The sequence below is a fragment of the Bradyrhizobium sp. 2S1 genome (genome assembly GCF_011516625.5).
Lineage (GTDB): Bacteria > Pseudomonadota > Alphaproteobacteria > Rhizobiales > Xanthobacteraceae > Bradyrhizobium > Bradyrhizobium septentrionale.
Map to the genome: position 1 here is coordinate 6,461,382 of NZ_CP147717.1, position 12,928 is coordinate 6,474,309.

Consider the following 12,928-nt stretch of genomic DNA (forward strand, 5'->3'; position numbering starts at 1 on the left):
TGGATGCGCTTGAACAACAACGTGATCTCGGAATCGAACTTTTGCTTCACCGGGAAAGAACTGGGACCAACGTTAAACGTTGGCAGGAGATTGAGTGGCAATGAACAAGATTGTTGAACGGAGCGTCAGGGACACAAGGGACATGCAGCCCGTTGCCAGTCCGGTTCAGCAGGACGATCATTCGCAGAGCGTGTTCCTGGATCCGGATGTAAGCGATCTTCAATCCGGACCAAGATTGCGCGGCGCGATCCTCGAGTATTCGGGGCGGGCGGTTTCCGGTTGGATTGTGGACGCTCAATCGCCTGCTTCGACCGTCTCGATCGCGCTCTTTATCGCTTCGCACTGTGTCGAAGAGGGACGGACAGGCCGACCGGCGCCGGCCAGCATTGGCAAGCAGAGCGCGATCGGGCGTCCCGGATTTCGGATCAATCTATCGACGCGCGGCGTGCGCCGCCGCCTGGCCCGCGCGCTGAGAAACGCGCTAATCGAACCCAAGCATGCGCAAATCTATCTCCGCGTCAGCCTGAACGACGGCGAGTACTACGAGATACCCCTGTTCGAAAACTTCGCCCCAAGCGAGGTGGTTGTTGCGCTCGGCTTCTCGACCGAAGACTACGACGATCTTCTGTTTCCGAACAACGACGGCAGGATCGTTACCGGACTTGCGGAGGGCACCAGCAAGGAGGTGCGCTACATCTGTTTCTACCTGCCGCAATTCCATTCATTTGAAGAAAATGACAGGTGGTGGGGACCGGGGTTCACCGAGTGGACCAACGTCGCGCGCATGCGCGCGCAATTCCCCACGCACGAATCGCCATGGCTGCCGGCTGATCTCGGCTTCTATGACGTCCGGTTGCCGGAAACGCGCCGTCAGCAGGGCGACTTGGCGCGCAAGTACGGCATCGACGGGTTCTGCTACTATGTCTACTGGTTTCAGGGGCGGAGGCTATTGGAGAAGCCGCTCCAGCTCATGCTTGAGGACGGAGAGCCGAACCTGCCGTTCTGCATCTGCTGGGCAAACGAGAACTGGTCCCGCCGGTGGGACGGTTCGGATGCCGAGCTTCTGCTGGGGCAGAATCACTCGCTGGACGATGATGTTCGCTTTATCGACGACATGGCCGATCTGCTGCTCGATGAGCGCTACATAACCGTCGATGGTCGAAAGATCATCGTCATCTACCGGCCGTCATTGTTGCCGGACAAGCAGCACATGTTCGATATCTGGCGCAAGCGAGCGAGAGAGCTCGGAATCGGCGAGCTTCTGATCTGCAATGCGATGACGTTCGGAGAGTTCGACCCGCGAGATGTCAATTGCGATGCCGCCATCGAATTTCCGCCGCATACGGTCTCGACGAGAGAGGTGCCGCCGACCGACGTCGACGCACCGGCGACCTTCGCCGGCAAGGTGTACGACTATGTCGACGCCATGCGGTCGTCTCTCGGCAAGAGCTACGATTTCCCGTTTTTTCCTGCCGTGATGCCGCGCTGGGACAATACGCCGCGCAAGGGCGCGCGCGGTCACGTCTTTACCAGGTCGAGCCCGGAAGCGTTCGAGGTCTGGCTTCGCGACGCGACCCTGCGGGCCAAGGGCAACAGCTTTACCGAGTCACTGGTCTTCATCAATTCCTGGAACGAGTGGGCGGAGGGTGCTCATCTCGAGCCGGACTCGCGCTATGGACGCGCGTTTCTGGAGGTCGTGAGGCGGGTCGCTTCGGCGGAGCCTATTTCGGTCCAGATTCGAAATACTCCGGACCTTCTGGATTGCCTGAGCAGGCAGGAGCTCGAATGGGCGGTGAAGGAATCATCTGCGCATGTCGAGGTGCTGGCAAACCTGCATCGATCGGGTCTCGGTCAGTCGGGGGTGCAGCGCGTCAGAAGCGGCGTCCCGGTCGAGGCAGAAGGCGCGTCCGATGGTCCGGTGGGCTCGTTGCTGGTCATTGAAAACATCAATTCCCAAACGAGCGAGCGGGTGATCGCCGATCCGCGATACGAGATAGTGGTGCGCGGATGGATCTGCGCAGGCACTGCGTTCGAAGCAAGCAGGCAAAGAACAGGATTCCTGGTCCTATCGTCGCTTGCCGCGGAGAATGCAGCGAACAGCGGGTACTGTCTGATCGTCGACTGGCACGAGCGCGTCGACGTGAAGGAATACATGAAGGCCGAAAGCAAGGACTCTTATTTCGGTTTTCAGGTGTCCTTCTCGATTCGGGATCTGGCGGATGGTGAGTATCAACTCGCCGTCCTGGAGGTCGGCGACGGAGCCAGCCTCCTCGTGAGGTCGCGTCACTCGATCATCGTGAGACGTTGAGGCCGGCTATGCTCGCAAGTGTCGTCATCGCCTGCTACAAGCACGAACAGTACCTCGAGGAATGCCTCGAGACTGTCTATCAACAGACCTTTGCCGACCTCGAACTCGTCATCGTGGACGACAATTCGCCGGACAAGAGTTTTGAGGTCGCGCAGAAGGTCATCAAGAAGAAGTCGTTTGGGAAGCGCTTTGTTTCCTGCAAGCTGCTCAAGAACCCGCAAAATCTGGGCGCCCACTACACCTGGAACAGAGCATTGTCGCTGACCGGCGGCGACCTGATTTTCCTTTTGAACTCGGACGACGCCTTTTCCAAGGATCGGGTTCGGCAGTTCGCAGACAAGTGTGGCAAGGAGCGGCTGTTTTTCGGCTTCTCGGCCGTCGAGCCGATCGACGAACATGGCAAGTCGATCGCCAACTATCAGTTTCCGACGCGCCTGCGTTATGCAATCGACCGCGCTCAGATCGCCAGCACGCCATTGTCATGGACGTTCCTGGATTCCCAGATCGCGGCCTCAACCGGAAACTTTGTCTTCAGCCGTGAGCTGCTGCGGCAGGTCGGCTGGCTCGCCGATCTCAAATACTGCCATGACTGGGATTTCGCCCTGCGCGCCGTAACGAAAGTCGAGCCGACCTACCTTGAAACGGACCGCTATCTGTATCGGCTTCATTCAGCCAACAGTTTCCGAAGTCTGACCAAGGTGGCGGAGAGCGAGACCAAGGCCTGCATGCAGTCGTATTGTCTGAATGCGATCGCGTCGAGGCCTCAAAACAAGACCTGCCTCAGTCCGTCGAATTTCGGCGATTCATTCTATGACTTCGTGAAGCTGCATCCTAATTTCAATTATTGGGTCAAGCAGATCTACGCGCCCTATCATCTCGAGCATCGGACCGTGGAGTCGAACGATCGGACCAGGCCGCTTCGCTGGCGCTGATCGAGGCGCGTAAGGCCGGCTCTGTCCGTTCCGATCGAATCGGAACGGAGCCGGGCTTCAGGTTCGGCGCACCTGCTTCACGGATGCCGGCGCGCGGTTCGTGCGGAGGCGATCTAACACAGGTTCTTGGACGGCGACTGCGCGGTCGCTTTCAGCACTTCGCGTAGCGCTTCGAGGCGATCGGTTTGGCAAGGCATGGTCGGGACCAGCCAGCCGCCCTCGTCATTTTCGTTCCAGGCATAGATCAGCACTGCGGGCGCCCGACGATCGGGGGCGCGGCTGTTCACCCAGCTGATCGATTGCGCCAGATGGCCCGCCAATTCCTTCTTGGTCGGAGCTGCATAGAAATTGGTGATCCCGTCGCCGGGACGCTGCTTTGTCTCCCAGGGCACGGGGTGTTCGATGCGAGGGCGCCTGTCCCATCCCGTCATCACCGTGGGCACAACTGGGAGCTGGCTGGCGGCCAGATCATTCCAGCCTTTTTCGGCATATTTCGCGAGATCGACAAAGCTTCCCCGGCCGTTACCCGTTGTCAGCGCATACGACCCCACTGCGTCGGCACCCACATTGGCGGCCTCCTGGCTCAGGAATTTCATGTCTCCTGCCAGCACGATGTAGGGATCCGCGAGACCAGCTCCGTTCGCGTCGGATTTGAACTTGCTCAACGCGCTCCGGAGGCCTTCCACACCTCCCCAGCTTCGCTGAACATCCGCACCCTTGATGAAGCCCAGGAAGTAGAGCGGCCGATCGTTCTCCACCCTCAGATAGTTCTTGTCCGCCATCAGGCCGATGTGCTCGTGGGGGAGCGAGGACTGCTTGGCCAGCGATCCCCACCGGCCGAGCTCGGTGAACATGCAGTATCGGAGATTGGCGGCCTTGGGACGGGCCCTGAACTCGTAAAGGGCTTTTGACATCGGATGGTTGGCCCCGTAGGCGGCGAATGCCCAATAATCCAGTCCGGCAAAGATCGCCTGGTCGATCTCCTTATCCATCTCGGTCTCGATCGAGGTCGGGAAATCAAGCGTGTTGGGCGCGCGGTTCACCTGCGTCCCGAAGAAGGGAGTCCGCCAACGATATCTTTCAGGGGCGAGTGATTGCTTGACGGCCTCGGTTGGCTGCGAGCCCGGTGAATACCAGGCGTCCCATCGAATTGCGCCCACGAGCGGCCTGTGAGGGACCGGGGCCGCGGCAGACTGGCCGGAACCCAAGACGCTGAGCGCGCCAGGCAGGAAGCTTGCGGATAGTGATGCCAAAAACATCCTGCGCGTGAGCGCGAACGGCTTCCGAGCTGCTTCGTTCCTATTGTCCATTGCCGATCTCCGATCGTTCCCGTCCCGTGACACGATTTTCGTGCAAACGACACCAAGCCTCTCTGCTCTATTGTATTGATTTCCCTCGAAATAACCTTACAACAGTTAAGTGTGAGCACTTCGTGTTATAGCCTTAATCTCGCAAAATAAGTGCGCTAGTAGGGAATTCGTGGTGCGAGCCAATGTTAATTGCTTGTTGATCTCGTGGGGAGCGGCGCAGGTTGGACATGGAAATTCCAGCATTGTCTAGTTTCAGCTCAGGCGTGAATCTCGATACGCTTCCAGCAAGTGAGATCGAGACAAGGCTTAGAGAATTCTTTTCCGGGCGGATCGCAAATCCGAATCCCGACGAACTGATCCAATCGGTCAAGCAGTTGGAGCAGCAGTTCGGTGATTACAGGGAATTCCAGTTTGCAAAGGCGGCGGCGCTTGTGCAGGCATGTGATTTCGCTGGAGCGCGCGGCATCCTTCTCGACCTCGTCAAGCAGCTGCCGTCCGACTCGCGGGTGTTGCATCGCCTCGCGATCGCGGATCTCAACATGGGAGCCGCCTCCGAAGCGCAGGACGTCTATCTTTCCGCGCTCGCTGCGGCCCCGAAAAGTGAAAATCTGCGGCGAGAGTTTGCCGGCCTCCTGCGCGTGATGGAGGCGAGGAAGCTCTATGCCGGGATCGATCGGAAGAAGCACGGCCTGGCAGTGGTGTGCGCCATCAAGAATGAGGGCGACGATCTACTGGAATGGTTGCACTTCCACAAGCTGGTAGGGGTCGATCACTTCTATCTCTACGACAACGGCAGCACCGATAATACCCGTGCCGTCATCGAGTCCTTCCCGTGGCCCGAAATGATCACGTATCATTTCGTGGCGGGGGAATTCGGTCAGATGCGCGCATTCTCGCATGCGATCGACAGCTATCGCAATTGTTCGGAATGGTGCGCCTTCATTGATGCCGATGAGTACCTGTTTCCGACCGAGGCCGGCAACATCAAGGACGTCCTGGCGGAGGTCGGGCCGGCGCCGGCCGTGGCGGTGCAGTGGTTGAATTTCGGATCGAACGGTCACGACGCGAGGCCGGCCGGCTTGTGCATCGAGTCCTTCACGCGTCGCGCTCCGGACGACTTCCCGGATCATTTCATCATGAAGTCAATCCTGAGGCCCGACACCATCGTGGCCTACCTGCATCCCCACCAATCCCTGATTTTGGGTTGCTACGTCCAGGAAGACGGCACGCCTGTGTTTCCGATCGGCGGGCGCATTACCGCTCCCAAGCGGAACAAGCTCGTGATCAACCACTACTACACGAAGTCACGGCAGCAATTGCTGAAGAAGCGCGAGCGCGGCAGGCCGTTGGCCGATGGCGATCCTGAAAAGATCCGCGCGATGGAGTTCTTCACCTTGCGGGATCGCAATGACGTTGAAGACGCAACGATTCAACGATTTCTTCCTGAGCTGAAGAAACTGATCCCGGGCTGAGTCTGGGGAACAGCGATGTTCCTCGCTGGGGGAGGGCGATCGCCCAGGCTTCCCTTCGGCGACCGTGCAAGCGCCTGGCGTCGTGGCTCGAGACGCGCCGCAAGCGGCGCTCCTCGCCATGAGGGTCTACAGCTCTGCCACAAAAACAACACCTCATCTCCGCGCAAAGGTTTGCCTTTGTCGCTGGAGGTGCCTGCCATGGGCGGCGTCGCGAAGGATGGCCGCAAAGACGCGGCGCACCGGATTTGCCAAATACGTTAGCCCCGCTCGCCTGGTAGGGGGCGGCTGGCGAGGCCCCGATAAATCGTGGGTGCTTGAAGCGATCCCTGATCGCAGCGGTCGGCTACAGGGGCTCCAGCCGGTATTTCTGCAGCAGCGCTTGCGCGGCGTCGACGTCGATCCTCGGCGGCCTCTGGAAGATCGACATGTTGTTGGCACGCGCGATTTCCCGGGCGACCGTTCGCACCGGATGGTAGTGGGGGCGGTTCTCGAAGTCATGAATTGCGATGAAAGCGCCCGGTGCGGCGTGAAGCACGCACTGCACGAAGCAGGCCACGCGAAACCGGCCATCAATGAAATACAGGTCGGCAGTCTTGCTTTCCGGACGCTCCCAGACGAGTTCGTGATAGTCGGGCCACGAGCTCTCTCGCTCCCGGTCCGCCGGATGACCCCATTCGCGCAGCTTGCCGATATCGACGTGCAGCAGCAGCGGTTTGGTGCTTGCGCCTTTTGTAGCGTCGCCGACGTTGGAGAGCCATTCCTCGGAGGAATCAATGGAGATGACCCACTCCTTCCTGGTTTGGCAGGCTAGCCAGGTGCTTCCTCCCGAACCAAATTCCAGATAGCGCGTCGAGAGATCCACGAAACTCTTGAACAGTGTCAGTTCCTGACCGTCCATTGCGACATTCATGGCGAATCCTGTCGTTTCTTGATTGCTCTGGTGGGTGGCGCCCACCATTGGCGGAAGGCGGATGTGGCTCGTCAAACGGCGATGAGATTGAATCACCATCGCGCTTCCCGGCTTCCTGCTTGGACAACGTCCCTCCGCAAGACCGCCTCTGGCATTTCGAGCAAGCGCCCGATGTTCGCATCCTTGAACCCGGGCGCTCGCGAGAGATCGGCGACTACTGGTTCAGCCCGACGCGCTCGACCTTGTAGCCGCGCTCCAGGATCGCGCGCCACCATGGCTGCTCGTCGACATACCAGCGCACGGTCTTGGCGATGCCGGTCTCGAAATTTTCCTCGGCGCGCCAACCGAGCTCGGTTTCGAGCTTGGTGGCGTCGATGGCGTAGCGGCGGTCATGGCCGGGCCGGTCTTTGACGAAATTTATCAGTTGACGCCGCGGGCCTGCCGCAGCCGGCGCGACCTCGTCGAGCAGGTCGCAGATGCTCTCGACCACGTGCAGATTGGTGCGCTCGTTGCGGCCGCCGACATTGTAGGTCTCGCCGACCTCGCCGCGCTCCAGCACCAGCGTCAGCGCCTTGGCGTGGTCCTCGACGAACAGCCAGTCGCGGATGTTCTGGCCGTCGCCATAGACCGGCAGCGGTTCGCCGGCGAGCCCCTTGATGATCATGTGCGGGATCAGCTTCTCCGGGAAGTGATAGGGGCCGTAATTGTTGGAGCAGTTGGTCACCAGGGTCGGCAGGTCGTAGGTCTCGCGCCAGGCGCGCACCAGATGATCTGATGATGCCTTGCTGGCGGAATAGGGCGAGTTCGGCGCATAGGCCGTGGTTTCGGTGAACAGGCCTTCGTCGCCGAGCGAACCGAATACCTCGTCGGTCGAGATATGCAGGAAGCGGAACTGGTCGCGCTTCTCCGGCGAGAGCGTGCGCCAGTGGCGCAGCGTCTCCTGCAGGATCGTGAAAGTGCCGACGATGTTGGTCTGGATGAATTCCCCGGGGCCGTCGATCGAGCGGTCGACATGGCTTTCCGCGGCAAGGTTCATCACCGCGTCGGGCTGATATTTCTCAAACAGCCGGCGCAGGTTCTGCGCCTCGCAGATGCAGGCCTTTTCGAAGCTGTAGTTCAGGCTTTCGGTGGCGCGGGGCAGCGAAGCCAGGTTTGCCGCATAGGTCAGCTTGTCGATGTTGACGACGCGGGCGTGGGTGTCTCGCAGCAAGTGACGGACCACGGCGGAGCCGATGAAACCCGCTCCGCCGGTGACGAAAATCGTCGATCCCTTAAACCGCATGTTTCAATACCTCGGCAGTGCGGGGTTGGCCCTGGAAGGAGCGATAGACCGACAGCAGATACTCGCCGTAGCTGCTCTTGGCGGTCTTCTGTGCCACCTTGGCGAAGGCTTCGAGCGAAATGTAGCCCTGGCGCAGCGCGATTTCCTCGGGGCAGGCGATGCGCAAGCCCTGGCGCTGCTCCAGGATCTGGACGAAGTGGCTCGCCTCGACTAGCGAGGAATGGGTGCCGGTGTCGAGCCAGGCAAAACCGCGGCCGAGCACCTCGACATAGAGGTCGCCGCGCTCGAGATAGGCCTTGTTGACGTCGGTGATCTCGATCTCGCCGCGCGGCGACGGCTTGATGCCGGCCGCGATGTCGACCACGTCATTGTCGTAGAAGTAGAGGCCGGTGACGGCGACGTTGGACTTCGGCCGCTTCGGCTTCTCCTCGATCGACAGCGCCCGGTTGGTGCTGTCCAGTTCCACCACGCCATACTGCTCCGGCGCGTTCACGACGTAGCCGAACACGGTGGCGCCCTTCTTGCGGACCGAGGCGGCCGACAGCATGCTCGGCAGGCCGTGGCCGTAGAAAATGTTATCTCCTAACACAAGAGCGACGGAGTCATCGCCGATGAAGTCGCGCCCGACGATGAAGGCGTCGGCGAGACCCCGCGGGGTCTCCTGCGTGGCGTAGGAGAACCTGATGCCGATCTCGTGGCCATCGCCGAGCAGGCGCTGGAACAACGGCTTGTCTTGCGGCGTCGAAATGATCAAAATGTCGCGAATTCCGCCCAGCATCAGCGTCGACAGCGGATAGTAGATCATCGGCTTGTCGAACACCGGCAGCAGCTGTTTGGAAACGACGGTAGTCACGGGGTAGAGGCGCGAGCCGGTTCCACCGGCGAGGATAATGCCCTTCATGGTCCCTCACAGTTTGATTATCAAAACATAACATATAGCGTGCGCCGCACAAGTTTGTTATGAGAGCGAATTAACATTTCGGGCCTGCGCAGATCGGAACCTTTGTTAAATGAACGTCATCAAGACCGAGCTTCCTGAAGTCCTGATCGTCGAGCCGAAGCTGTTCGGCGACCAGCGCGGCTTCTTCCTGGAGACCTACCAGTTCCCCCGCTATGTCGAGCACGGCATCACGCGGCCCTTCGTGCAGGACAACATGTCCCGCTCGGCCTATGGCGTGCTGCGCGGGCTGCATCTGCAAAACCCCGTCACCCAGGGCAAGCTCGTCTCCGTGCTGCGCGGCAAGGTGCTGGACGTTGCCGTCGACGTGCGCGTCGGCAGCCCGAATTTCGGCAAGCATGTCGCGGTCGAATTGAGCGAGGAGAACCGCCGGCAATTGTGGGTGCCGCGCGGTTTTGCCCATGGCTTCGTGGTGCTCTCGGAAACCGCCGACTTCTTCTACAAGTGCGACGATTTCTACAGCCCCAAGGACGAGCTCTCGATCCGGTGGAACGATCCCGCGATCGGGATCAAATGGGGCGTCGACAAGCCGCAGCTGTCGGCCAAGGATGCCGACGCGCCGCTGTTGGCCGACGCCAGCAATCTTCCGACCTACGGACAAATCTGATGCGGATCTTGTTGACGGGAACACGTGGCCAGGTTGGCAGTGCGCTCAAGCCGCTGCTGGAAGGCCACGGCACGATCATCGCGCCGCCGACCGCGGAGTTCGATCTGTCGAAGCCGGAAAAGCTGGCGGGCCAGCTTGAAAGCTTGAAGCCCGATCTCATCATCAATCCGGCGGCCTATACCGCGGTCGACCGCGCCGAGGACGAGCGCGAGCTGGCGTTCCTGGTCAACGCGAAGGGACCCGAAGCGATCGCCAAATGGGCTGCGGCGAACCGCGTTCCGCTGGTGCATTTCTCCACGGACTACGTCTTCAATGGTTCGGGCGACAGGCCGTGGCGCGAGGATAGTCCGACCGAGCCGCTGTCGGTCTACGGCGCGAGCAAGCTTGCCGGCGATGTTGCGATCCAGGCGGCGGGCGGCGCGCATCTGATCGCGCGCACCTCATGGGTCTATGCCGCAACGGGCACCAATTTCCTGCGCACCATCGCGCGGCTCGCCGGCGAGCGTAAGGAGTTGCGGATCGTGGCCGACCAGATCGGTGCGCCGACGACGGCACGGGCGATCGCCGGAGCGGTTGCCGGCATCGTGGTGCCGAACCTCACCACGCTGCACGATCAGCTCGTGCGCCGCGGTGGTGTCGTCAATCTCGTTTGTGCCGGCGAAACCAGCTGGCATGGTTTTGCGCGTGCCATCGTCGACGGCCTGAGGTCGCGTGGCGTCGCGCTGGCTGTCGAGAACGTCGTTCCGATTGCCACGGCCGATTTCCCGACCAAGGCGGTGCGCCCGGGCAATTCGCGGCTGGATCTGTCGCGGTTGAAGGCGCAGTTTGGCGTGACGATGCCGACCTGGCAGGAAGCGCTCGCACCCGAACTCGATGCATTTGTCCAGCTCGGCGCGCCGGCTCACGCCTAGCGCGTCTTCGCGCGACGTGGACGCCGGTTCGCGCGAACAAAGCGCGTCAAACAAAAAGCCTCGGTTCTGAGTCCATCAGAACCGAGGCTGCGTGATTGAGCCGGCCCGCGGTGATCGCCGTCCGTCAGGCCCGGCCGCTCAGCGCGGCCGGCCGATGCTGTCGTAAGTGAAGCCGTGCGCGGCCATCTCGTCCGGACGGTAGATGTTGCGCAGGTCGACGACGACCGGATGCTTCATCTCCTGCTTGATGCGGTTGAGATCGAGGGCGCGGAACTGGCGCCACTCGGTCACGATCACCAGCGCATCGGCCTGGCGCGCGCATTCATAGGCGTCCTTGCAGTACTCGATTTCAGGCAATTCCTTGCGCGCCTGCTCCATGCCGACCGGATCGTAGGCGCGAACCTTGGCGCCGAAGTCGATCAGGCCGTTGATGAGCGGGATCGAGGGCGCCTCGCGCATGTCGTCGGTATCGGGCTTGAAGGTCAGGCCAAGCACGCCGATCGTCTTGCCGCGCAGCTCGCCGCCGAGCACGTTGGCGACCTTGCGCGCCATCGCGCGCTTGCGGTTGTCGTTCGCAGTCAGCGTGGCTTCGACGATTTTCAGCTGCACGTCGTGGTCGAGCGCCGTCTTGAACAGCGCGCGGGTGTCCTTCGGGAAGCAGGAGCCGCCATAGCCCGCGCCGGCATGCAGGAACTTGGTTCCGATCCGGTTGTCGAGCCCGATGCCGCGCGCGACCTCCTGCACGTTCGCCCCAACCCTTTCGGAGAGGTCGGCGATCTCGTTGATGAAGGTGATCTTGGTGGCAAGGAAGGCATTTGCGGCATATTTGATCAATTCCGCCGTGCGCCGAGCGGTATAGAGGATCGGCGCCTGGTTCAGATAGAGCGGGCGATAGACGTCACCCATCACCTTCTTGGCGCGCTCGTCCTCGGTGCCGACGACGATCCGATCCGGATGGCGGAAATCCTGGATCGCGGCGCCTTCGCGCAGGAATTCGGGGTTCGACGCCACGGCGAAATCAGCGCTGGGATTGGTTTCGCGGATCAGGCGTTCGACCTCGTCGCCGGTGCCCACGGGCACGGTCGACTTCGTCACCACCACGGTGAATTTCTTGAGCGCCGCGCCGATCTCGCGGGCGGCCGCATAGACGTAGCTCAAATCCGCATGGCCATCGCCACGCCGCGACGGAGTTCCGACCGCGATGAACACGGCATCGGCTTCCCCGACGGCTCCCGCGAGCTCGGTCGTGAAGGTCAGCCGCCCGGCGCCGGTGTTGGTCTTGACGAGCTGATCGAGGTCAGTTTCGTAGATCGGGATCTTGCCGCGCTTCAGGGTTTCGATCTTGTCGGCGTCCTTGTCGACACAAACGACCTGATGGCCGAAGTCGGCAAAACACGCTCCTGACACGAGACCTACATATCCCGTTCCAACCATTGCAATCTTCATGAATCCGCTCGTCGATCAGTGTGTGGAGAGGAGGAGTTAGCACTAGCACAATTGGCACCGATAACGCCAAGTTTTATAACGTATAGTTTATGTTGAAGGTCGGCGGCTTTTTGTGCAAACGGTGATTGCCTGAGTGCAGTTGAGTGCTCGCTAGTCACCCAGGGCGCGCCATGGACGTCATTCTCAGTTTGCAATCGATTGACAACCGAGCCGCCGTTTGAGGGGTGACATGAGGATGAAGACGATCAGCAAGCACAAGCCCTCAGGAACTGAATACGCGTCGTTGCAAACGCAGTTCTCCAGATACGATCGCACCACGTTTTCTGGGTTTGTTTATGACCGCACCGATCTCGGCCGACGCTACACCGTCGAACTGCTCGTCGACGGCGAGCCATACATGTCATCATTGTGTGACGAGTTTGTAACAGAGCTGGCCGACGCCGGGATCGGCGATGGCCGATTTGGCTTTACCTTCCACGTGCACGATCAGGTCGGCTCGAACGCGGGGATCGTTGAAGCCAGGCTGGCAAATATCGGAAGTCCCGTCGGTACTCCGATTCGTTGCGATGTCGCCGCACCAGAGGCGCAGTGGCACCGGATCGGCGACATCAAATGGGCCGGAGGTTTGCGCTTCGAAGGCTGGCTTGCTCAAGACGTCGACGAAGACATCGAAATCCTGATAGCGCAACGGCCGGTGATGACCGTGAGGCCGATCGGGTGGACCAACATCGCGCGAGGAAGCGAGTTCGGGGTCGGCCGCCGGATTGATTTTCATCTGCCCGAGCATTTCGC

11 protein-coding genes are annotated in these 12,928 nt (G+C 60.7%); 5 read left to right on the top strand and 6 right to left on the bottom strand.

Annotated elements, in window-relative coordinates; translation table 11 throughout:
- The first annotated feature begins 142 nt into the window (after nucleotides 1-142).
- Both HAP54_RS30405 and HAP54_RS30410 read left to right on the top strand, forming a co-directional pair.
- The gene (locus HAP54_RS30405) at nucleotides 143-2,308 is read left to right on the top strand and encodes a glycoside hydrolase family 99-like domain-containing protein (RefSeq protein WP_248114424.1); all 2,166 of its coding nucleotides are present in this window, start codon (nucleotides 143-145) and stop codon (nucleotides 2,306-2,308) included.
- A gap of 8 nt (nucleotides 2,309-2,316) precedes the next feature.
- Entirely contained in the window at nucleotides 2,317-3,240 is a 924-nt protein-coding gene (locus HAP54_RS30410) for a glycosyltransferase family 2 protein (RefSeq protein WP_166293789.1), read from the top strand.
- 113 nt (nucleotides 3,241-3,353) lie between these two features.
- On the opposite strand, the gene HAP54_RS30415 is transcribed toward HAP54_RS30410, so the two are convergent.
- Nucleotides 3,354-4,283, bottom strand: coding sequence for a hypothetical protein (locus HAP54_RS30415; RefSeq protein WP_224741728.1), 930 nt, complete (start codon nucleotides 4,281-4,283; stop codon nucleotides 3,354-3,356).
- Between the two features lie 494 nt (nucleotides 4,284-4,777).
- On the opposite strand from HAP54_RS30415, the gene HAP54_RS30420 reads away from it, so the two are divergent.
- On the top strand, nucleotides 4,778-6,022 hold the full coding sequence (locus HAP54_RS30420; RefSeq protein ID WP_166293793.1) for a glycosyltransferase family 92 protein: 1,245 nt from the start codon (nucleotides 4,778-4,780) through the stop codon (nucleotides 6,020-6,022).
- Between the two features lie 343 nt (nucleotides 6,023-6,365).
- Here HAP54_RS30420 and HAP54_RS30425 read toward each other — a convergent pair whose 3' ends face one another.
- The 3 genes from HAP54_RS30425 to rfbA form a co-directional block, all read right to left on the bottom strand.
- Nucleotides 6,366-7,031, bottom strand: coding sequence for a hypothetical protein (locus HAP54_RS30425; protein WP_224741727.1), 666 nt, complete (start codon nucleotides 7,029-7,031; stop codon nucleotides 6,366-6,368).
- A gap of 115 nt (nucleotides 7,032-7,146) precedes the next feature.
- Complete coding sequence (gene rfbB, locus HAP54_RS30430; protein ID WP_166293795.1) at nucleotides 7,147-8,214, bottom strand: dTDP-glucose 4,6-dehydratase; 1,068 nt, start codon at nucleotides 8,212-8,214, stop codon at nucleotides 7,147-7,149.
- On the bottom strand, nucleotides 8,204-9,115 hold the full coding sequence (rfbA, locus tag HAP54_RS30435) for a glucose-1-phosphate thymidylyltransferase RfbA (RefSeq protein WP_029082372.1): 912 nt from the start codon (nucleotides 9,113-9,115) through the stop codon (nucleotides 8,204-8,206). Before rfbA ends, rfbB begins: the two co-directional genes overlap by 11 nt.
- A 109-nt stretch (nucleotides 9,116-9,224) precedes the next feature.
- Between rfbA and rfbC the strand changes: the two genes are divergently transcribed.
- Nucleotides 9,225-9,779: a dTDP-4-dehydrorhamnose 3,5-epimerase gene (gene rfbC / locus HAP54_RS30440; protein WP_166293797.1), complete on the top strand. Its 555-nt coding sequence runs from the start codon at nucleotides 9,225-9,227 to the stop codon at nucleotides 9,777-9,779.
- On the top strand, nucleotides 9,779-10,690 hold the full coding sequence (gene rfbD / locus HAP54_RS30445) for a dTDP-4-dehydrorhamnose reductase (RefSeq protein WP_166293799.1): 912 nt from the start codon (nucleotides 9,779-9,781) through the stop codon (nucleotides 10,688-10,690). The genes rfbC and rfbD overlap by 1 nt, the downstream gene beginning before the upstream one ends.
- 138 nt (nucleotides 10,691-10,828) lie before the next feature.
- On the opposite strand, the gene HAP54_RS30450 is transcribed toward rfbD, so the two are convergent.
- Both HAP54_RS30450 and HAP54_RS30455 read right to left on the bottom strand, forming a co-directional pair.
- On the bottom strand, nucleotides 10,829-12,136 hold the full coding sequence (locus tag HAP54_RS30450; protein ID WP_166293801.1) for a UDP-glucose dehydrogenase family protein: 1,308 nt from the start codon (nucleotides 12,134-12,136) through the stop codon (nucleotides 10,829-10,831).
- Nucleotides 12,137-12,539: 403 nt separating this feature from the next.
- Nucleotides 12,540-12,923: a hypothetical protein gene (locus HAP54_RS30455; RefSeq protein ID WP_224741726.1), complete on the bottom strand. Its 384-nt coding sequence runs from the start codon at nucleotides 12,921-12,923 to the stop codon at nucleotides 12,540-12,542.
- Nucleotides 12,924-12,928 lie beyond the last annotated feature (5 nt).

What these genes read in the sequence shown, in the direction of transcription:
- HAP54_RS30405 (WP_248114424.1), top strand. Translation starts at nt 143, where the DNA reads ATGCAGCCCGTTGCCAGTCCGGTTCAGCAGGACGATCATTCGCAGAGC.
- HAP54_RS30410 (WP_166293789.1), top strand. Translation starts at nt 2,317, where the DNA reads ATGCTCGCAAGTGTCGTCATCGCCTGCTACAAGCACGAACAGTACCTC.
- HAP54_RS30420 (WP_166293793.1), top strand. Translation starts at nt 4,778, where the DNA reads ATGGAAATTCCAGCATTGTCTAGTTTCAGCTCAGGCGTGAATCTCGAT.
- HAP54_RS30425 (WP_224741727.1), bottom strand. Translation starts at nt 7,031, where the DNA reads ATGGTGATTCAATCTCATCGCCGTTTGACGAGCCACATCCGCCTTCCG.
- rfbB (WP_166293795.1), bottom strand. Translation starts at nt 8,214, where the DNA reads ATGCGGTTTAAGGGATCGACGATTTTCGTCACCGGCGGAGCGGGTTTC.
- rfbA (WP_029082372.1), bottom strand. Translation starts at nt 9,115, where the DNA reads ATGAAGGGCATTATCCTCGCCGGTGGAACCGGCTCGCGCCTCTACCCC.
- rfbC (WP_166293797.1), top strand. Translation starts at nt 9,225, where the DNA reads ATGAACGTCATCAAGACCGAGCTTCCTGAAGTCCTGATCGTCGAGCCG.
- rfbD (WP_166293799.1), top strand. Translation starts at nt 9,779, where the DNA reads ATGCGGATCTTGTTGACGGGAACACGTGGCCAGGTTGGCAGTGCGCTC.
- HAP54_RS30450 (WP_166293801.1), bottom strand. Translation starts at nt 12,136, where the DNA reads ATGAAGATTGCAATGGTTGGAACGGGATATGTAGGTCTCGTGTCAGGA.
- HAP54_RS30455 (WP_224741726.1), bottom strand. Translation starts at nt 12,923, where the DNA reads ATGCTCGGGCAGATGAAAATCAATCCGGCGGCCGACCCCGAACTCGCT.